Origin of the sequence: Isoptericola sp. b408, from assembly GCF_030588085.1 — a bacterium.
Taxonomy (GTDB): Bacteria; Actinomycetota; Actinomycetes; order Actinomycetales; family Cellulomonadaceae; genus Isoptericola; species Isoptericola sediminis.
In genome coordinates, this window is record NZ_JAUQYQ010000003.1 from 556,729 (window position 1) to 575,232 (window position 18,504).

Sequence of the window (18,504 nt, forward strand, 5' to 3'; positions counted from 1 at the left end):
CGCCGCACCGGACGGTCCGCGGGGGAGCACGATCGTGCTGTGCAGTCCACGAGACGACCGGACGGCCGTCGGCGCGGCGCCGTACCGGCGGCGCGCGCAGGCGCGGGCGCCGGACGTGGCCGCCCGGCGCGCCCGGCGGGACGGACGGCGGGGGATCCCGAGCGGCGCCAGCGCTGGCTGATCGTGCTGGCGGCCCTCGTCGTGTCGGTGTTCGTGGCCCGGCTGGTGGACGTCCAGGTCGTCCAGGGGCCGGCGCTCGCCTCCACGGCCCAGCAGGCGCGGCTGGCGACCCAGGTGACCCAGGCGCACCGCGGGGACATCCTCGACGCCGAGGGCCGGGTGCTGGCCACGTCCGTGGACCGCTACCGCATCGTGGCGGACCAGGTGAACATCCAGGGGTTCCGGGGCAACGGCCGCCACGACGCGGACGGCGAACCCGTGCAGGACGGCGCCCTCGGCATCGCCCAGCTGCTCGCCCCCGTGCTGGGGGAGAGCCGGGCCACCCTCGGCGCCCGGCTGAACGGGGAGGACCAGTACGTCGTGCTGGCCCGCGACGTCGTGCCCGAGGTGCAGCGCGCGGTCTCGTCGCTCGGCCTGTACGGCTTCGTGTTCTCCCACCTGACGTCGGAGCGGACGTATCCCGCCGGCACGGTGGCCGGCCCGCTGCTCGGGCACGTCAACAGCGAGCACACCGGCGTGGGCGGCCTCGAGGCCTCCTTCGACGACGTCCTGTCGGGGACCGACGGCACCCTGACCTACGAACGGGGCCGGGACGGTGCGCGCATCCCCACCTCCGAGATCGAGTCGGTGCCGGCCGAGCCGGGCGAGGACGTCCAGCTCACCCTGGACTCCGACGTCCAGTGGAAGGCGGAGGAGCTGCTCGACGAGGCCGTCGCGGACACCGGCGCGAGCTACGGGATCGCGATCGTGCAGGACCTCCGCACCGGCGACGTCGTCTCGATGGCCGACTCCGGCGACGTCGACCCGAACGGGAGCTCCGGGGACGTCGCGGACGGGTCCCGGGCGGTGAACGTGGTCTTCGAACCGGGGTCCACCGGCAAGGTCATCTCCATGGCGGCCGCGCTCGAGGGCGGCTACTGGGAACCGACCGACGAGTTCGAGGTCCCGGACACCTACACCGTGGACGGCGAGACGTTCCGTGACTCGCACCCCCACGCGGTCGAACACTGGACCCTCGCCGGGATCCTGGCCCAGTCGTCCAACACGGGCACGGTCATGATGGGCAAGGAGATCCCCTTCGCCGTGCGCTACGACTACCTGCGCAAGTTCGGCTTCGGGCAGCGCACGGCGCTCGGCCTGCCGGGGGAGAGCGCGGGTCTGCTGCCCGACGAGAACATCGACGAGATCGAGAACCGCACGCCGTACACGGTGCTGTTCGGGCAGGGCGTCGCGGTCAGCGCGATGCAGGCGACCCAGGTCTTCTCGACCGTCGCGAACGACGGCGTGCGGATGCCCGCCAACCTCGTGGCGGGCACCCGGACCGCTGCCGGGGAGGTCGTGCCCGCCGAGCGGGCGGAGGGGACGCGGGTGGTGTCGTCGCAGACGGCGCAGGACGTGCTGACCATGATGGAGGCGGTCACCGCGGAGGACGGCACGGGCACGGCCGCGCAGGTCCCGGGCTACCGCGTGGCGGGCAAGACCGGCACGGCCCAGATGTTCGAGGGCGGCGGGACCACGTACGTCGCGTCGTTCATCGGCGTGGCGCCCGCCGACGACCCCCGCTACACCGTGTCGGTGTTCCTCAAGAGCCCGCGGTCCTCGATCTACGGTGGTGTCGTGGCCGCGCCGGTGTTCAGCGAGCTGATGGGCTACGTCCTGCGTTCCGCGGGCGTGCCGCCCTCCGAGGAGCCGGCCGACCTGTTCCCGCTGACCTGGTGACGAGCCGGTACCAGGTAGGTTCTTCCCCGTGACATCCCCGACCGACCGCATCCGGCCCGCGGTGCTCGTCCCCCGCCCCGTGGCCGAGCTCGCCGCACGGTTCGACCTGACCACCTCGGACCCCGGGACGCTCGCCGAGGTGCAGGTCACCGCGGTGGCCAGCGACAACCGTGCCGTGTCCGACGGCGACCTCTTCGTGGCGCTGCCCGGTGCCCGGGCCCACGGGGCGGCGTTCGCCGCCGACGCCGTGGCCCGTGGCGCGCGCGCCGTCCTGACCGACCCGGAGGGGGCCGCAGGCCTGGGTGACCTCCCCGTCCCGGTGCTGGTGACCGAGGAGCCACGGCTGCTCCTCGGCCCGGTCGCCGCCTGGGTGCACGGCGCCCCCGCGGAGCGTCTGACGACCTTCGGCGTCACCGGCACCAACGGCAAGACGACCACGACCTACCAGCTCGACCACCTGCTGCGTGCACTGGGACGGCGTGGCGGCCTGGTGGGCACGGTCGAGACCCGCTCGGGCGACCGCGTGCTGCCCAGCCGGCTCACGACGCCGGAGGCCTCCGACCTGCAGGCGGTGCTCGCGGCGATGTGCGAGGACGGCGTGGACTCGCTGTCCATGGAGGTCTCCTCGCACGCGATCGCGATGCACCGGGTCGACGGGGTGGTCTACGACGTCGCCGGGTTCACCAACCTCAGCCAGGACCACCTCGACTTCCACGGGGACCTGGCCACGTACTTCGCCGCCAAGGCCGAGCTGTTCACCCCCGCCAGGTCGCGGCAGGGCGTCGTCGTGGTGGACGACGTCTGGGGCGAGCGGATGGCCGCCGCGGCGACCGTCCCCGTCCAGACCGTCCGGACCGGCCCGGCCCGCGAGGGCGCGCCGGCCGCGGACTGGACCGTCGCGGAGGTCGCCCCGCGCGGCACCGGGTCGGCCTTCACGCTGACCCATGCCGACGGCCGGTCCCTGCGGGCCTGGACGTCCCTGCCGGGCCACTTCAACGTCGCCAACGCCGCCCTGGCCGTCGTCATGGTGCTGGCCTCCGGGGTCGCGCTGGACGACGTCGTCGCCGCCCTCGAGGCGGGCGACGGGCTGTCCGCGCAGGTGCCCGGGCGGATGGAGGTCGTCGGACCCGGGGACGGCACCCATCCCCGCGTGGTCGTGGACTTCGCGCACAACACCGACGCCCTGGAGCTGGCTCTGGCGGCGCTGCGCCCGACCACCACCGGACGCCTCGTCGTCGTCTTCGGCGCGACCGGCGACCGTGACCCCGGCAAGCGCCCGCTCATGGGTGCGGCCGCCGTGGCGGGGGCCGACGTGGTCGTCGTCACGGACGACGACCCGCACGACGAGGACGCCGCCGCGGTCCGTGCCGCGGTGCGCGCCGGGGCGGAGGCCGCCCGGGACCGCGCCGTCGCGGCGGGCCGCGACGTCACCGTCACCGAGGTGGCACCGCGCGACGAGGCCATCCGGCGCGCCGTGCTCGAGGCGGCCGGCACCGATACGGTGCTCGTCGCCGGCCGCGGCCACGAGACCCTCCAGGAGGTCCGCGGCGTGGACCTCGAGCTGGACGACCGTGTCGAGGCGCGCGCTGCGCTGCGTGCCCGCGCAGAGAGGACCCCCACCGCATGATCGAGCTCACCGCTGCCGAGGTCGCCGCCGCGACCGCGGGGTCGTCGCACGGCGCCGGGGACGACGTGGTCGTCCGCGGCCCGGTCGTCGTCGACTCCCGGCAGGTGTCACCCGGCGCGCTGTTCGTCGCGCTCCCCGGCGAGCACGTCGACGGCCACGACTTCGCCGCGGCCGCGGTCGAGGCCGGGGCCGCCCTCGTGCTGGCCGCACGGCCCGTGGAGAACGTGCCCTGCGTCGTCGTCGACGACGTCCAGACGGCTCTCGGCGAGCTCGCCCGCGTGGTGCTGGCCCGGCTGCGCGAGCGGCACGAGGTCCGGGTGGTGGCCGTCACCGGGTCGGTGGGCAAGACCACCACCAAGGACCTGCTCGGCCAGCTCCTCGAGCCGTCCTTCGGTGCCGATGCCGTCGTGGTGCCCACCGGTTCGTTCAACAACGAGATCGGTCTGCCCCTGACGGTGCTGCGGGCGACCGCGGACACCCGGCTGCTGGTCCTGGAGATGGGCGCGGACCGGCCCGGCAACATCGCCGACCTGACCCGCATCGCCCCGCCGGACGTCGGCATCGTGCTCGCGGTCGGTACCGCGCACCTCGGCGTCTTCGGCGACGTGGAGACGATCGCGCGCACCAAGGGCGAGATGGTCGCCGGGGTTCGCCCCGGCGGTGTGGTCGCCCTCAACGCCGACGACACCCGCGTGACCGCGATGGCGGACCGCGCGGAGCCCGGCACGGAGGTGGTCACCTTCGGCACGATCTCCTCGGCCGACGTGCGCGCCCAGGACGTGACCGTCGAGGGCGGCCGCGCACGGTTCACGCTCCGCACGGCCGCGGGTTCGGCCCACGTCGCGCTGCGGCTGGTCGGCGCCCACCACGTGACCAACGCGCTCGCCGCCGCGACGGCGGCCCTCCGGCTCGGCGTCGACCTGCCGGTCGTGGCCGAGCGGCTGTCGTCGGCCACGCCGCGGAGCCCGCACCGCATGGCGGTCACCGAGCGGGCCGACGGTGTGACCGTCGTGGACGACTCCTACAACGCGAACCCCGACTCGATGCGGGCCGCCCTGCGTACCCTGGCCGTGATGGCCGGCCGGTCGCGCCGGTCGGTCGCCGTGCTGGGGGAGATGCTCGAGCTCGGCGAGGTCGCGCGCACCGAGCACGACGCGATCGGTCGGCTCGCCGTCCGGCTCAACGTCAAGCTGCTGGTCGTGGTCGGCGAGGGCGCGTACCACATCCACGAGGGGGCCCAGCAGGAGGGGTCCTGGGGAGAGGAGTCGGTGTTCGTGCCGGACCTGGACGCGGCCCGCGTGCTCCTGGCGGAGGCGCTCACGGACGGTGACGTCGTGCTGGTCAAGGCCTCGCACGGGTCCGGGCTGTGGCGGCTGGCCGACGAGCTGGTGGAGGCCGCCGGATGATCGCCGTCCTCGCCGCCGCCGGCGTCTCGCTCCTGGTCGCCCTGCTGGGCACCCCGCTGTTCATCCGCTTCCTGGTGCACCGCAACTACGGCCAGTTCGTGCGCCAGGACGGCCCGACGGCGCACTTCACCAAGCGCGGCACCCCGACGATGGGCGGCGTGGTGATCATCGCGGCGACCCTGCTGGGCGTCGCCGCCTCGATGATCCTCGCGGGCCGTCCGCCGAGCGCCTCGGCCCTGCTCGCGCTGTACCTCATGACCGGCCTGGGGCTGGTCGGGTTCCTCGACGACTTCACCAAGATCCGCAAGCAGCGGTCGCTGGGCCTGACGGCGCGCGCGAAGATCGTCGGCCAGGGCTTCGTCGGCATCTCGTTCGCGGTGCTGGCCCTGCAGTTCCCCAACGCCAACTCCCGCACGCCGGCCTCGACCAAGATCTCGTTCCTGCGGGACACCGACCTGGACCTCGCCTTCGCCGGGACGACGATCGGCCTGATCCTGTTCGTGATCTGGGCGAACTTCCTCATCACGGCATGGTCCAACGCGGTCAACCTCACCGACGGCCTGGACGGGCTCGCGACCGGGTCGTCGCTGATCGTGTTCGGCGCCTACGTGCTCGTGGGCATCTGGCAGCTCAACCAGTCCTGCCAGCGCCTCGCCGCCGCCGGACCGGGCTGCTACGAGGTGCGTGACCCGCAGGACCTGGCGATCGTGGCGGCGGCGGTCATGGGAGCCTGCTTCGGATTCCTGTGGTGGAACGCCAGTCCGGCCAAGATCTTCATGGGTGACACCGGGTCGCTGGCCCTCGGCGGTGCGCTCGCGGCGCTGTCGATCCTCACCCGCACCGAGATCCTCGCCGCCATCATCGGTGGTCTGTTCGTGATCATCGTGCTCAGCGACATCATCCAGATCGGGTCCTTCAAGCTCACCCGCAAGCGGGTGTTCAAGATGGCCCCGCTGCACCACCACTTCGAGCTGTCCGGCTGGGGCGAGGTCACCATCGTCATCCGGTTCTGGCTCATCGCGGGCCTCTTCTCCGCCCTCGGCATGGGGATCTTCTACGCCGAGTGGGTCGTCAGTTGAGGCTCACCGGTGCCCGGGTGGTCGTGGCCGGGCTCGGCGTGACCGGCCGCGCCGTCGTCGCGGCGCTCGCGGGTCGCGCGGCCATGGTGACGACGGTCGACGGCCGTGCCGGCGACGCGGACGTGACCGGGGCCGACGCGACGGACCCGCGGGTGGTCGCCGGCCTCGTCGCGGACGCCGACCTGGTGGTCGCGTCGCCGGGGTGGGCGCCGTCGACGCCGCTGCTCACCGCCGCCCGGCAGGCCGAGGTCCCGGTGTGGAGCGAGGTGGAGCTGGCCTGGCGGCTGCGGACCGGAGCCCCGTGGCTGGCCGTCACCGGGACCAACGGCAAGACGACGACCGTGCAGATGCTCGCCTCGATCCTCACGGCCGCCGGGCTGCGCACCGCCACGGTCGGCAACGTCGGCACCCCGGTGCTCACCGCCGCCCAGGACCCTGACCTGGAGGTGCTGGCCGTGGAGCTGTCCAGCTTCCAGCTCCACCACACCACGAGCATGGCGGCGGAGGCCGCGGCCGTGCTCAACGTGGCCGACGACCACCTCGACTGGCACGGCTCGGCGCAGGCGTACGCCGCCGACAAGGGCCGGATCTACCGCGGCGCGCAGGTGGCGTGCGTCTACAACGTCGCCGACCCGCGCACCGAGCAGCTCGTGCGCGACGCCGAGGTCGCCGACGGGGCGCGGGCCGTCGGGTTCACCCTCGGTCCGCCCGGACCGGGGCAGCTGGGGCTGGTCGAGGACGTGCTGGTCGACCGCGCCTTCCACGCGCCGACCGACGCCCCGGACCGGCACCGCACGGCCGCCGAGCTGGCCACCCTCGACGACCTGGCCCATCTCGGCGGCCCGCAGGGCCCGCCCCCGCACGTCGTGGCCAACGCCCTCGCCGCAGCGGCGCTCGCCCGTGCCCACGGTGTCGACGCCCGGGCGGTCCGTGACGGCCTGCGGAGCTTCTCCGCCGACGCCCACCGCGCCGCCGTCGTCCGCACCCTGGAGGGGGTGACGTACGTCGACGACTCCAAGGCCACCAACGCCCACGCCGCGGCCGCGTCCCTCGCGGCCTGCGCACCGGGCACGGGTGTCTGGATCGCGGGCGGGCTGGCCAAGGGGGCGTCCTTCGACGACCTCGTCGCGGGCCGCGCGGACCGCCTGCGCGCCGCGGTCGTCATCGGGACGGACCCGACGCCCTTCGTCGACGCGCTCGCCCGACACGCGCCCGAGGTACCGGTCACCGTGATCGATCCCGGCGACACTGGCACCGTGATGCGTCGCGCCGTCGCCGCGGCACGGCAGGCCGCCCGGGCGGGCGACACCGTGCTGCTGGCCCCGGCCGGGGCGTCCATGGACCAGTTCGCGTCCTACGCGGCACGGGGTGAGGAGTTCGCCTCCGCGGTGCGGGACCTGACGTAGGGAGCACGATGGCGGTCACGTCTGCCGCACGCCGCACCGACCGGCCGTGGCTGGGGCAGTGGAACTCCGCCGTGACGAGCTACTACCTCGTCGTCGGGGCGACCGGGCTGCTGCTGCTCATCGGCCTGGTCATGGTGTTCTCCAGCACGACCGTCACCTCGATCGCCGCGGGGGAGCCGCCCTACGCCGCCGGGCTGACCCAGGCGCGGTTCGCCCTGATCGGCCTGCCCCTGATGCTCGTCGCCGCGCGCCTGCCGGTGCACTGGTACCGGCGTCTCGCCTGGCCCGCGCTGGCGTGCGCGATCGTGCTGCAGTCGCTGACCCTCGTCCCCGCGCTCGCCCGGGCGCAGGGCGGCAACGTCGGCTGGATCTCCCTCGGCGGGATCACCGTGCAGCCCGCCGAGGTCAGCAAGCTCGCCCTGGCCGTCTGGCTCGGTGCCGTGCTGGGCCGCAAGCAGCACCTGCTGGGCTCGTGGGCGCATGCCGTCGTGCCCGCCGTGCCCGGGGCCATGGTGGTCCTGGGCCTGGTCATCGCCGGCAACGACCTCGGGACCATGCTCGTCATCGCCGGGCTCGTCGCCGGTGCCCTGTGGGTCGCCGGGGCCCCGTGGCGGATGCTGGCCCTGGGCGGCAGCGTCGCGCTCGCCGCGGTCGTGGGGCTGTTCGTGCTGGGCAACGCGAACCGCATGGGCCGCATCCTGGCGACCTACGGCGGGTGCACGGACGCCGAGGGGGAGTGCTACCAGTCGTTGCACGGGATGTACGGCCTCGGGACCGGCGGTCTGTTCGGCGTCGGGCTCGGGGCGAGCCGCGAGAAGTGGCGGTACCTGCCCGAGGCTCACAACGACTTCATCTACGCCATCATCGGTGAGGAGCTCGGTCTCCTCGGCACGCTGCTCGTGCTGTCCCTGTTCGTCGTGCTCGGTGTCGCGATGGCCCGGATCGTGCGCCGGCACACCGACCCGTTCGTCAAGATCACCACGGCGGCCGTGGCCTGCTGGATCGTGGGCCAGGCCTTCGTCAACATCGGCGTGGTGCTCGGGCTGCTGCCCGTGATCGGCGTGCCGCTGCCCCTGGTGTCGGCCGGCGGGTCCGCGCTGGTGACCACGATGGCGGCGCTCGGCATGGTCATCAGCTTCGCACGGTCCGAACCGGGTGCCGCCGAGGCGCTCGCGGCGCGGCCCGGTGTGGTCCGCCGCTCCCTGACGGTGCTGGGCCGCGCGGGGGGCCGGGGCCGGTAGGGTCTGCCCGTGTGAAGACTTCCTCCGTGCGTTCTGTCGTGCTGGCCGGCGGAGGGACCGCCGGCCACGTCAACCCGTTGCTCGCGGTCGCCGACGAGCTGCGCGCCCGCGACCCCGAGACGTCGTTCCGGGTCCTGGGTACCGCCAGCGGTCTCGAGGCGGACCTGGTGCCCGCCGCCGGCTACCCGCTGCACGAGATCCCGCGCGTCCCGCTGCCGCGTCGCCCGAGCCCGGACCTGTTCCGCCTGCCCGTCCGGCTCCGTGCGGCCGTGCGGTCGGCCCAGGACGCGATCACCGAGATCGACGCCCAGGCGGTGGTCGGGTTCGGCGGCTACGTCTCCACGCCGGCCTACCTGGCGGCCCGCCGGCTCGGCGTGCCGGTGGTGATCCACGAGCAGAACGCCCGCCCGGGCCTCGCCAACCGGCTCGGGGCGCGCTGGGCGGCGGCGGTGGGCACCACCTTCGCCGACACGCGGATCGCCGGTGCGACCTGCGTGGGCCTGCCGCTCCGTCCGGCGATCGCGGCGCTGGTCGACGAGCGCCGGGCGGACCCGGCCGGCTCCCGCGCCCGCGGCGCCGCGGCGCTCGGGCTCGACCCCGCCCTGCCGACCCTGCTGGTCACCGGCGGCTCCTCGGGCGCGCTGAACGTCAACCGGGCCGTCACGGGTGCCGCCGCGACGCTGCTCGACGCCGGGGTCCAGGTGCTGCACCTGACGGGACGGGGCAAGGACACCGAGGTGCGGGAGGCCGTGGCGGCGCTGGCCGGCGACCACGACGTGTCGCGCTACCACGTGCGCGAGTACCTCGGTGAGATGCAGCACGCGCTGGCGGCCTGCGACCTCGTCGTCGCGCGCTCCGGGGCGGGCACCGTCTGCGAGCTGGCTGCTCTCGGCCTGCCCGCGGTGTACGTCCCGCTGCCGATCGGCAACGGCGAGCAGCGGCTGAACGCCCGCGACGTGGTCGGTGCCGGGGGCGGGATCGTGATCGACGACGCCGCGTTCACCCCGGAACGGGTCGCGGCCGAGGTGCCCGCCCTGCTCCAGGACCGGGACCGGCTTGTCGCCATGGCCGAGGCCGCGGGATCCGTCGGGGTCCGGGACGCGGCCGCACGGGTCGCGGACATGGTCGCGGACGTCGCCGGGGCAGCCCGATGAGCGCCCCGACGGACGTGGCGGCGCTCGGTCGCGTCCACCTCATCGGCATCGGGGGCGCCGGGGTCTCCGTCGTCGCGCGGCTGCTCGCCGCCCGCGGCGTCCCTGTCCAGGGGTCGGACGCGGCGGAGGGGCCTGCGCTGGCCGCGCTGCGCGCCGACGGGATCCCGGTGTGGGTCGGGCACGACGCCGGGCACGTGGTCGCCCCCGACGGCACGCCGCGGGTGGACACCGTGGTCGTGTCCACCGCCGTCCGGGAGAGCAACCCGGAGCTGGCCGCGGCGCGCGCGGCCGGGTTGCAGGTGCTGCACCGGTCGCAGGCGCTCGCCGTCCTCATGGAGGGCCGGCGGACGGTCGCGGTGGCCGGTGCGCACGGCAAGACCACCACCTCGGCCATGGTCGCCACGGTCCTGGCCGCGGTGGGCGTCGACGCGTCGTTCGCGATCGGCGGCACCGTCCGACGGCGCGACGGGGCGGGGGAGCGGACGGTCCCGGGAGGTCACGCGGGGACGGCCGACGTGCTGGTCGCCGAGGCCGACGAGTCCGACGGCTCGTTCCTCAACTACAGCCCGACGGTGGCCGTGGTGACGAATGTCGAGGCCGACCACCTGGACCACTACGGGTCGCAGGAGGCGTTCGAGCAGGCCTTTGTCGACTTCGCCGCCCGGATCACCCCCGACGGCACGCTCGTGGCGTGCGCCGACGACGCCGGCTCGGCCCGGCTCGCGGCCGCGCACCGGGCGGCGGGCGGCCGGGTCGTCACCTACGGGACCGTCCCGGAGTCCGACGTGCGGGTCCGCGGCGTCGAGGTCGGGGCCGGGACCGCGCGGGCGACCGTCTCCGGCGGACCCCTGGGCGACGCGGAGCGGCTGCTGGCCCTCGACGTCCCGGGCGCGCACAACGTGCTGAACGCCACCGCCGCGGTGGTCACCGCCGTGCTGCTCGGCGCCGGCCCGTCGGCCGCGGTGGCCGCGGCGGGCACCTTCGTGGGCACCGGGCGACGCTTCGAGCCCCGCGGCGAGGCCGGTGGCGTCCGGGTGTTCGACAGCTATGACCACCACCCGACCGAGGTGGAGGCGCTGCTGCGAGCGGCGCGGCCCGTGGCGGGAACGGGACGGGTCCTCGTGCTGTTCCAGCCGCACCTGTACTCCCGCACGCGGATCTTCGCCGACCGGTTCGCCGCCGCGCTGTCCCTGGCCGACGAGGTCGTGGTGACGGGGGTGTACCGGGCGCGTGAGGACGTCGACCCGGAGGTGACCGCGAGGACGATCACGGACCTGGCCGGTCCGACGGTCTCCGGCGGGCGGGTGCGGGCCGTCGAGGACCGGGTCGAGGCGGCGCACGCCGTGGCCCGCCTGGCCCGCCCGGGGGACGTCGTGCTGACCGTCGGGGCGGGCGACGTCACCGAGCTCGGACCCGTCGTCCTCGCCGAGCTGGCGGCGCGCCACGGCGTGGCGGACCTCCCGGGACCGGCGCCGGACGCGACGATGGGGTGATGCGTCCCCCACCTCGTCCCCGCGCGCCCGAGCGGCCACGGCCCGCCCCGGCGGCGTCCTCGGCGTCCCCGGCGGGGTCCGGACGTCGTGCGGCCGGTGCGGCACGGTCGGCCGGCAGCGCGCGGTCCGCCGCGTCCCCGGCGCGGCCCCGGCCGGTGGCGTCCGCGCCGGAGCGGGGCCCCCGCCCGGTGCCGGCGCCCGCCGCCCGCGACCCCCGCGTCTCGACCGCGATGGCCGACCGGCTCGCCGAGCGTTCGGCCATGCGCCGCCACCGGTCCTGGCGCACGGCGCTCGTGGTGGTGCTGCTGGTCGGCCTCGTGGGCGGGGCGGGCTGGGTGGTCGGGTGGTCCGACCTGCTCGCGCTCGACGCGGAGGAGGTGACCGTCACGGGGGCGGACGTGCCCGTGGTCGACGGCGAGCGGGTGCACGAGATCGCCCTGGGCGCGGCCGGCACACCGCTGCTGCGTCTCGACACGGCGGGCATGGCGGCCGAGATCCGTTCCCTGCGTGGTGTCAAGGACGTCACGCTCGCCCGGTCGTGGCCGCACGGTCTCGGCGTCGTCGTCGTCGCCCGCGAACCCGTGGCGGCGGTCCCGGACGGCACGGACTACGTGCTGCTGGACGACGAGGGTGTGCGGCTGGGCCGCCGTGCCGGCGTGCCCGAGGGGCTCCCGGTGGTGTCCGTGCCGCTGGAGAAGGAGTCCGCCCGGGCGTTGCAGGCGGCGCTGGCGGTCGTCGCCGCGCTCCCGCCCGGGCTGTCCGCGCGGGTGGAGCAGGTCAGCGCCCGCACCCAGGACGACGTGGAGACCGTGCTGCGCGACGGGCTCAGCATCCGCTGGGGCGGGGCGGACCGCCTGCCGCTGAAGGTGGAGGTCGTGCGCACGTTGCGCGCGGTCGGAGGGGACGTCGCCGTCATCGACGTCTCGTCGCCCGAGCTGCCGGTGACCCGGTGACCGCCGTCCGACCCGTCGCGACACGCCGAGGCACGTGCGGCGCGGGCGGGTTCCGGCGAAATACCGTCGTCACAAGCAGCAACCTGACATAACACTCACCTTCAACTATAACCTGAAGGTTTGACCGGTGGGGTCAGGACCCGAACGACCCGAGAGGCAACGACGTGGCAACTCCGCAGAACTACCTGGCAGTGATCAAGGTGGTCGGCATCGGCGGTGGCGGCGTGAACGCCGTGAACCGCATGATCGAGGTCGGCCTCAAGGGTGTCGAGTTCATCGCCATCAACACCGACGCGCAGGCCCTGCTGATGTCGGACGCCGACGTCAAGCTGGACGTCGGTCGCGAGCTGACGCGCGGGCTCGGGGCCGGCGCCGACCCCGAGGTCGGCCGCAAGGCCGCCGAGGACCACGCCGACGAGATCGAGGACGTCCTGCGCGGCGCCGACATGGTCTTCGTCACCGCGGGCGAGGGCGGCGGCACCGGGACCGGGGGCGCCCCGGTCGTGGCGCGCATCGCGCGCTCCCTCGGCGCGCTGACGGTCGGGGTCGTCACCCGCCCGTTCACCTTCGAGGGCCGGCGCCGGTCGGTGCAGGCCGAGCAGGGGATCGAGCAGCTCCGCGAGGAGGTGGACACGCTCATCGTCATCCCGAACGACCGGCTGCTGTCGATGTCGGACCGGAACGTGTCGGCCATCGCCGCCTTCCACTCCGCCGACCAGGTGCTGCACTCGGGCGTGCAGGGGATCACCGACCTCATCACCACCCCGGGGCTGATCAACCTCGACTTCGCGGACGTCAAGTCCGTCATGCAGGGGGCGGGGTCCGCGCTCATGGGGATCGGGTCGGCCCGTGGGGAGGACCGCGCGGTCCAGGCCGCCGAGCTGGCGATCTCCTCGCCGTTGCTGGAGGCCTCCATCGACGGTGCGCACGGCGTGCTGCTGTCGATCCAGGGTGGCAGCGACCTGGGACTGTTCGAGGTGCACGAGGCCGCGCGGCTCGTGCAGGAGGCGGCCCACCCCGAGGCGAACATCATCTTCGGCACGGTCATCGACGACGCGCTCGGCGACGAGGTGCGCGTCACGGTCATCGCGGCCGGGTTCGACGGCGGGCTGCCCAAGGCGCGCGAGGACTCCCGCGCCCTGGGGCAGGTCGCGGGCAGCTCCTCGGCGAGCCGTGCGGGCGGGGACGACGGCGCGGCCGGACGTCAGGGCTCGTCCGCGGCGAGCCCGGGCACCGGCCACGGCGGCTCCCCGGCCACGGCGCCGGTGCCCCTGCCGGCCGCCGAGCCCGCCCACGCGCGCCCGCGGCCGATCCCGGCCGGTCCGGACGACGTCCCCGCCAGCCTGGAGCCGGTGGGCAACGTCCAGCGGCCGACGAGCCTCGGCGTGGTCGAGGAGGGCGCGGGGGAGGGCGTCACGGTCGAGCGTCCGGTGGACGTGCCCCGCATGGTGGACCAGTCCCGGCCCGCCGAGGACCTCGACGTCCCCGACTTCCTCAAGTGACCTCGTCCGTCCCGTGGGCCCAGGAGGCCATGTTGCCCGAGGACTTCGGTGCCGGACTGCTCCGTGTCGACCTCGGCGCCGGAGTCGTCGCCGGCTTCACCACGCGGCACGGGGGCGTGTCGCCGGCGCCGTGGTCGTCGCTCGACCTGTCCGACGGCACCGGTGACGACAGCGCCCGGGTCCAGCGCAACCGTGACCTGCTGGCCGACTGGGTCGGCAGCCCCGTGGCGTTCGCCACGCAGGTGCACGGAGCCGACGTCCTCGAGCTCGGGCCCCACGAGCGCGCCGAGTGGTCCGGCACGCCCCCGACGAGTGCCGGCACGGCGGACGGTCTGGTCACGGCGGAACCGGGGCTCGGTCTCGGGGTGCTCGTCGCCGATTGCGTGCCGGTGCTGCTCGCCGACGCCACCGCGCGGGTCGTCGGTGTCGCCCACGCGGGTCGGCGCGGGCTGGTGGCCGGCGTCGTCGACGAGGTCGTCGACCGGCTGCTGACCCGCGGTGCCGAGACCGGTCGGCTGCGCGCCGCCGTCGGCCCCGCGGTCTGCGGTCGGTGCTACGAGGTGCCCGAGCAGATGCGCGACGAGGTCACGGCCGTCGTGCCCGAGGCGTGGTCCACGACGTCGGCGGGCACGCCCGGGCTCGACCTGCCGGGCGCCGTGGTGACTCGGCTCGTCGCGCGGGGGGTCGCCACCACGCGCGTGGACCGCTGCACGATGACCGACCCGGACCTGTTCTCGCACCGCCGTGCGACGGCCGCCGGGGAGGTCACCGGGCGACAGGCGGGTGTCGTCGTCCTCTCGTGACCTCGGCGTGTCGCGCTCCGCATAGCGTGTCCCGCTGGATACCGTCAAGTACCTGACGTACCGACGAACGGAGCAGAGCGATGGGCGGAGCGCTTCGCAAGACCATGCTGTACCTGGGGCTGGCCGACGACCAGCGCCCCGACGGGGACTACCTCGACGAGTACGACGAGGAGCTGGAGCCGGTGCGTGACGACGACTACCAGGCCGAGGTCACGCCGCTGCACCGTGACGGTGTGCCGGCCGACGCCCTCGTCGGTGCCGACCTGCGCCGCATCACCACGATCCACCCGCGGTCCTACAACGACGCGCGGTTGATCGGTGAGGCGTTCCGCGGGGGGACCCCGGTCATCATGAACCTGTCGGACATGGACGACTCCGACGCCAAGCGGCTGGTCGACTTCTCCGCCGGTCTCATCTTCGGCCTGCGCGGCTCGATCGAGAGGGTGACCAACAAGGTGTTCCTGCTGTCGCCCGAGCACGTGGAGATCACGGGCGAGGAGCAGGTCGCGCCGCGTCCCACCGAGGCGCGCGCGGGCGCGTTCTACAACCAGAGCTGACCCGCGCACGGCCGCTGCCCGAGAACGCCCCTCGGGCCGTGCGTCGTGCGTCGGGTAGGTTGCCCTCGTGAGCGTGATCTTCAGCCTCGTCGGCTTCGTCCTGCTGCTGTTCCTCGTCTGCCTGATCGTCCGGCTGGTGTTCGACTGGGTCCAGTTCTTCGCCCGTGACTGGCGCCCGCGCGGTGTCGTGCTCGTCATCGCGGAAGGTGTGTACACCGTCACAGATCCGCCCCTGCGCGCCCTGCGGCGGATCATCCCGCCCCTCACCCTGGGCAGCGTGCGTCTGGACCTCGCGTTCCTGGTCCTGTTCCTGGCCACGTCGATCCTCATGCAGGTCGCCAACAGGCTGGCCGCCAGCCTGTGACGACCCCTCCCCGTCCGAGGCGCGGTCCGGGGCGGGGACGGCAGACTGTTCGCCGCCTGTGAAGACGTCGTGTGCTCGCCGCGCTCGGAGGGCCGTGGCGGCGGCCGTGGGCTACCGTGGGCACCCACGGACGCTCCGGGTCCGTGCACGAACGCGCTACGGCAACGAGGTGACACGATGGCACTGCTGACGGCAGAGGACATCCTCAACAAGAAGTTCTCGGCGACGAAGTTCCGCGAGGGCTACGACGTCGAAGAGGTCGACGACTTCCTGGACGAGGTCGTCCGGACGCTGACGGCGGTGCAGGAGGAGAACGACGACCTCCGTTCGAAGCTCTCCGCCGCCGAGAGCCGTGTGGGCGAGCTGAGCCGCAACGAGGCCGCCGCGCAGTCGGCCGAGCAGCCCGAGGCCCCGGCGCCGCAGGCCGCCCCGACCCCGGCGCCCGCGCTGGCCGAGGCCGCCGCCGGCAAGCAGGGTGCCGAGCCCGAGTCGGCGACGGGCATGCTGCAGCTCGCCCAGAAGCTGCACGACGACTACGTGCGCTCCGGCCAGGAGGAGGGCGACCGGCTGATCGCGGAGGCGAAGGCCGAGGGGTCGCGCATCGTCCGCGAGGCCGAGGAGACCAGCCACCGCACGCTGTCCCAGCTGGAGCAGGAGCGGTCGCTGCTGGAGCGCAAGATCGACGAGCTGCGCCTGTTCGAGCGGGACTACCGCACCCGCCTCAAGAGCTTCCTGCAGAACCTGCTCGGCGACCTCGACGCCCGCGGTTCGGCGCTCCCCCCGCAGCGGCAGAACGCCGGGGCAGGACGCTCGCAGGACCTCTGACACCGCACCCGGAGCACGCGGCGCACGGATCGGCCCGCACCGGCAGACACGCCCGAAGGGCGCCTGCTGTTGTGCGGGCCGATCCGTGCGCTTACTCTTCGGTGACCTCGAAGAACGGAAGGGCGCCGAATGTCCAAGCTCTCCACCTCCCAGCGGGCGACGATCCGCGAGGAGTTCCCGAACCTGGCGCGTGACGTCAAGGACTTCCCGGTGCGTGACGGCGAGGAGCCGTGGACGCTTCAGGAGGTCTCCGAGCTCGCTCTGCTGCTCCTGGAGGACAAGGAGCGCTACACCGACGAGCTCGCCGCCGCGGACGCCGAGCTGTCCGACCTCCTGCGCAACTCCGGCGACGGCGCCGGTGACGACCAGGCGGACTACGGATCGAGCGCGCTCGAGCGCGAGCAGGAGCTCACCCTGGTGAACAACCTGCGGGACCTGCTCGACCAGACGACCCACGCGCTGGACCGCATCCGCAGCGGGAAGTACGCCACGTGCGAGGTCACGGGCGCGCCCATCGGCAAGGCCCGGTTGCAGGCCTTCCCGCGCGCCACCCTGTCGGTCGAGGCGAAGGCGCGCGAGGAGCGGCGCTGACCGTAGACTCTGCGCGATGTCCACGACGCCCGCCGGGTCCGACCCGGCTCCCGACCTCCCGCACGAGCCCGTGTCACCCGCTCCGCAGGACGCCGCCGGCACCGCCGCGGATCACGACGCGGCCGTGACGGCCGCACGACGTCGTCGGCTCGGGGCCGGGGCCCTGGGTCTGGCCGCCGTGGTGCTGGTCGTGGACCAGCTGACCAAGTGGTGGGCGCTCGCCACGCTCAGCGAGGGCGAACGGGTCCCGCTGCTCGGCGACCTGCTGGGTCTGACCCTCGTCTTCAACCCCGGCGCGGCGCTGTCGTTCATGGCCAACGGCTACACCTGGGTCCTGACGATCGTCGTCGTGGCGGTCGTGGTGGTGATCCTGCGGGCGATGCGCCGCATCGGGTCGGTGGGCTGGGCGGTCGCCCTGGGACTGCTGCTCGGGGGAGCGCTCGGCAACCTGGTCGACCGGCTCCTGCGCCAGCCCGGGTTCGCCCGGGGGGAGGTCGTCGACATGATCGCCTACGCCGACCTGTTCGTCGGGAACGTCGCCGACATCGCCATCGTGGTCGCGGCCGGGATGATCATCCTGCTGACGTTCCGCGGGATCGGGCTGGACGGGTCGCGGCACACCGAGGACGGTGACTGATGGCCCTGCGGACCCTGCCCGTGCCCGACGGGCTGGCCGGCGAGCGCGTGGACGTCGCCCTGGGTCGGATGCTCGGTTTCTCCCGCAGCCAGGCCGCCGATCTCGCCGCCTCGGGCGCCGTGCGCGCCGACGGGCGCACCGTGGGCAAGTCGGACCGGCTGCTGCCCGACACGCTGCTCGAGGTGGATGTCCCGGACGCGCCGGCGGACGCCCCGGAGGTCGTCGCCGAACCCGTCGAGGGCATGACGATCGCCTACGAGGACGACGACGTGGTGGTCGTGGACAAGCCGGTCGGCGTGGCCGCCCACCCGTCGCCCGGCTGGACCGGTCCGACCGTGGTCGGGGCGCTGGCGGCGGCCGGCTACCGCATCGCGACCTCGGGTGCGGCGGAGCGCCAGGGGATCGTGCACCGGCTCGACGTCGGCACCTCGGGGCTGATGGCCGTCGCCAAGTCCGAAGCCGCGTACACGGGCCTCAAACGCGCCTTCAAGGAGCGCACGGTCGACAAGGTCTACCACGCGCTCGCCCAGGGACACCCGGAGCCCACGACGGGCACCATCGACGCGCCGATCGGCCGCCACCCGCACCACGACTACAAGTTCGCCGTCGTCGCGGAGGGCAAACCGTCGGTGACCCACTACGAGGTCCTCGAGATGCTGCCGGCGGCCTCGCTGGTCGAGGTGCACCTGGAGACCGGGCGCACCCACCAGATCCGGGTGCACTTCGCCGCGCTGAGGCACCCGCTCGTCGGGGACCTCACCTACGGGGCCGACCCGGTGCTGGCCTCGCGCACCGGGCTGCAGCGACAGTGGCTGCACGCGATGCGCCTCGGCTTCACGCACCCCGTGACGGGCAAGGACGTCGTCGTGGAGTCCGAGTACCCGGACGACCTGGCGCACGCCCTGGAGACCCTGCGCGACGCCTACCGGTGAGCCGGTGACCGCTCTCACGGCGGGGCCGGGCGGGG

Annotated in this window: 17 protein-coding genes; all 17 read left to right on the forward strand. The window is 74.3% G+C overall.

Annotated features, from left to right (window positions below; translation table 11 throughout):
• Nucleotides 1–39 precede the first annotated feature (39 nt).
• Nucleotides 40–1,899 (forward strand): penicillin-binding protein 2, encoded by a 1,860-nt coding sequence (locus Q6347_RS11235; protein ID WP_304603724.1) that lies wholly within the window; start codon nucleotides 40–42, stop codon nucleotides 1,897–1,899.
• 28 nt (nucleotides 1,900–1,927) lie between these two features.
• Nucleotides 1,928–3,526, forward strand: a complete 1,599-nt coding sequence (locus tag Q6347_RS11240) for a UDP-N-acetylmuramoyl-L-alanyl-D-glutamate--2,6-diaminopimelate ligase (RefSeq protein WP_304603725.1) — start codon at nucleotides 1,928–1,930, stop codon at nucleotides 3,524–3,526.
• Nucleotides 3,523–4,932 carry a UDP-N-acetylmuramoyl-tripeptide--D-alanyl-D-alanine ligase gene (gene murF, locus Q6347_RS11245; protein ID WP_304603726.1) on the forward strand — a complete coding sequence of 470 codons (1,410 nt, stop codon included), beginning with the start codon at nucleotides 3,523–3,525 and terminating at the stop codon, nucleotides 4,930–4,932. Before Q6347_RS11240 ends, murF begins: the two co-directional genes overlap by 4 nt.
• Nucleotides 4,929–6,011, forward strand: coding sequence for a phospho-N-acetylmuramoyl-pentapeptide-transferase (mraY, locus tag Q6347_RS11250; RefSeq protein ID WP_171247740.1), 1,083 nt, complete (start codon nucleotides 4,929–4,931; stop codon nucleotides 6,009–6,011). The genes murF and mraY overlap by 4 nt, the downstream gene beginning before the upstream one ends.
• Nucleotides 6,008–7,417, forward strand: a complete 1,410-nt coding sequence (gene murD / locus Q6347_RS11255; RefSeq protein ID WP_304603727.1) for a UDP-N-acetylmuramoyl-L-alanine--D-glutamate ligase — start codon at nucleotides 6,008–6,010, stop codon at nucleotides 7,415–7,417. Before mraY ends, murD begins: the two co-directional genes overlap by 4 nt.
• 8 nt (nucleotides 7,418–7,425) lie before the next feature.
• Nucleotides 7,426–8,658, forward strand: a complete 1,233-nt coding sequence (ftsW, locus tag Q6347_RS11260) for a putative lipid II flippase FtsW (protein WP_304603728.1) — start codon at nucleotides 7,426–7,428, stop codon at nucleotides 8,656–8,658.
• A 26-nt stretch (nucleotides 8,659–8,684) separates the two neighbouring features.
• On the forward strand, nucleotides 8,685–9,812 hold the full coding sequence (gene murG / locus Q6347_RS11265) for an undecaprenyldiphospho-muramoylpentapeptide beta-N-acetylglucosaminyltransferase (protein WP_304607384.1): 1,128 nt from the start codon (nucleotides 8,685–8,687) through the stop codon (nucleotides 9,810–9,812).
• Entirely contained in the window at nucleotides 9,809–11,305 is a 1,497-nt protein-coding gene (gene murC, locus Q6347_RS11270) for a UDP-N-acetylmuramate--L-alanine ligase (RefSeq protein WP_304603730.1), read from the forward strand. The genes murG and murC overlap by 4 nt, the downstream gene beginning before the upstream one ends.
• Complete coding sequence (locus tag Q6347_RS11275; protein WP_304607385.1) at nucleotides 11,305–12,258, forward strand: cell division protein FtsQ/DivIB; 954 nt, start codon at nucleotides 11,305–11,307, stop codon at nucleotides 12,256–12,258. Before murC ends, Q6347_RS11275 begins: the two co-directional genes overlap by 1 nt.
• Before the next feature lie 164 nt (nucleotides 12,259–12,422).
• Nucleotides 12,423–13,760, forward strand: a complete 1,338-nt coding sequence (ftsZ, locus tag Q6347_RS11280; protein WP_304603732.1) for a cell division protein FtsZ — start codon at nucleotides 12,423–12,425, stop codon at nucleotides 13,758–13,760.
• Nucleotides 13,757–14,563 (forward strand): peptidoglycan editing factor PgeF, encoded by an 807-nt coding sequence (gene pgeF, locus Q6347_RS11285; RefSeq protein WP_304607386.1) that lies wholly within the window; start codon nucleotides 13,757–13,759, stop codon nucleotides 14,561–14,563. The genes ftsZ and pgeF overlap by 4 nt, the downstream gene beginning before the upstream one ends.
• Before the next feature lie 80 nt (nucleotides 14,564–14,643).
• Nucleotides 14,644–15,120 carry a cell division protein SepF gene (locus tag Q6347_RS11290; protein WP_171247733.1) on the forward strand — a complete coding sequence of 159 codons (477 nt, stop codon included), beginning with the start codon at nucleotides 14,644–14,646 and terminating at the stop codon, nucleotides 15,118–15,120.
• A 67-nt stretch (nucleotides 15,121–15,187) separates the two neighbouring features.
• Nucleotides 15,188–15,484, forward strand: coding sequence for a YggT family protein (locus Q6347_RS11295; protein WP_304607387.1), 297 nt, complete (start codon nucleotides 15,188–15,190; stop codon nucleotides 15,482–15,484).
• A 177-nt stretch (nucleotides 15,485–15,661) separates the two neighbouring features.
• Nucleotides 15,662–16,309 (forward strand): DivIVA domain-containing protein, encoded by a 648-nt coding sequence (locus Q6347_RS11300; protein ID WP_171247731.1) that lies wholly within the window; start codon nucleotides 15,662–15,664, stop codon nucleotides 16,307–16,309.
• 129 nt (nucleotides 16,310–16,438) lie between these two features.
• Nucleotides 16,439–16,900, forward strand: a complete 462-nt coding sequence (locus tag Q6347_RS11305) for a TraR/DksA C4-type zinc finger protein (protein WP_304603734.1) — start codon at nucleotides 16,439–16,441, stop codon at nucleotides 16,898–16,900.
• Nucleotides 16,901–16,916: 16 nt separating this feature from the next.
• Nucleotides 16,917–17,537, forward strand: a complete 621-nt coding sequence (gene lspA / locus Q6347_RS11310) for a signal peptidase II (RefSeq protein ID WP_304603735.1) — start codon at nucleotides 16,917–16,919, stop codon at nucleotides 17,535–17,537.
• The gene (locus Q6347_RS11315) at nucleotides 17,537–18,469 is read left to right on the forward strand and encodes an RluA family pseudouridine synthase (RefSeq protein WP_304603736.1); all 933 of its coding nucleotides are present in this window, start codon (nucleotides 17,537–17,539) and stop codon (nucleotides 18,467–18,469) included. The genes lspA and Q6347_RS11315 overlap by 1 nt, the downstream gene beginning before the upstream one ends.
• The last annotated feature ends 35 nt before the right edge of the window (nucleotides 18,470–18,504 follow it).

What these genes read in the sequence shown, in the direction of transcription:
- murF (WP_304603726.1), top strand. Translation starts at nt 3,523, where the DNA reads ATGATCGAGCTCACCGCTGCCGAGGTCGCCGCCGCGACCGCGGGGTCG.
- mraY (WP_171247740.1), top strand. Translation starts at nt 4,929, where the DNA reads ATGATCGCCGTCCTCGCCGCCGCCGGCGTCTCGCTCCTGGTCGCCCTG.
- ftsW (WP_304603728.1), top strand. Translation starts at nt 7,426, where the DNA reads ATGGCGGTCACGTCTGCCGCACGCCGCACCGACCGGCCGTGGCTGGGG.
- murC (WP_304603730.1), top strand. Translation starts at nt 9,809, where the DNA reads ATGAGCGCCCCGACGGACGTGGCGGCGCTCGGTCGCGTCCACCTCATC.
- Q6347_RS11275 (WP_304607385.1), top strand. Translation starts at nt 11,305, where the DNA reads ATGCGTCCCCCACCTCGTCCCCGCGCGCCCGAGCGGCCACGGCCCGCC.
- Q6347_RS11290 (WP_171247733.1), top strand. Translation starts at nt 14,644, where the DNA reads ATGGGCGGAGCGCTTCGCAAGACCATGCTGTACCTGGGGCTGGCCGAC.
- Q6347_RS11300 (WP_171247731.1), top strand. Translation starts at nt 15,662, where the DNA reads ATGGCACTGCTGACGGCAGAGGACATCCTCAACAAGAAGTTCTCGGCG.
- Q6347_RS11305 (WP_304603734.1), top strand. Translation starts at nt 16,439, where the DNA reads ATGTCCAAGCTCTCCACCTCCCAGCGGGCGACGATCCGCGAGGAGTTC.
- lspA (WP_304603735.1), top strand. Translation starts at nt 16,917, where the DNA reads ATGTCCACGACGCCCGCCGGGTCCGACCCGGCTCCCGACCTCCCGCAC.
- Q6347_RS11315 (WP_304603736.1), top strand. Translation starts at nt 17,537, where the DNA reads ATGGCCCTGCGGACCCTGCCCGTGCCCGACGGGCTGGCCGGCGAGCGC.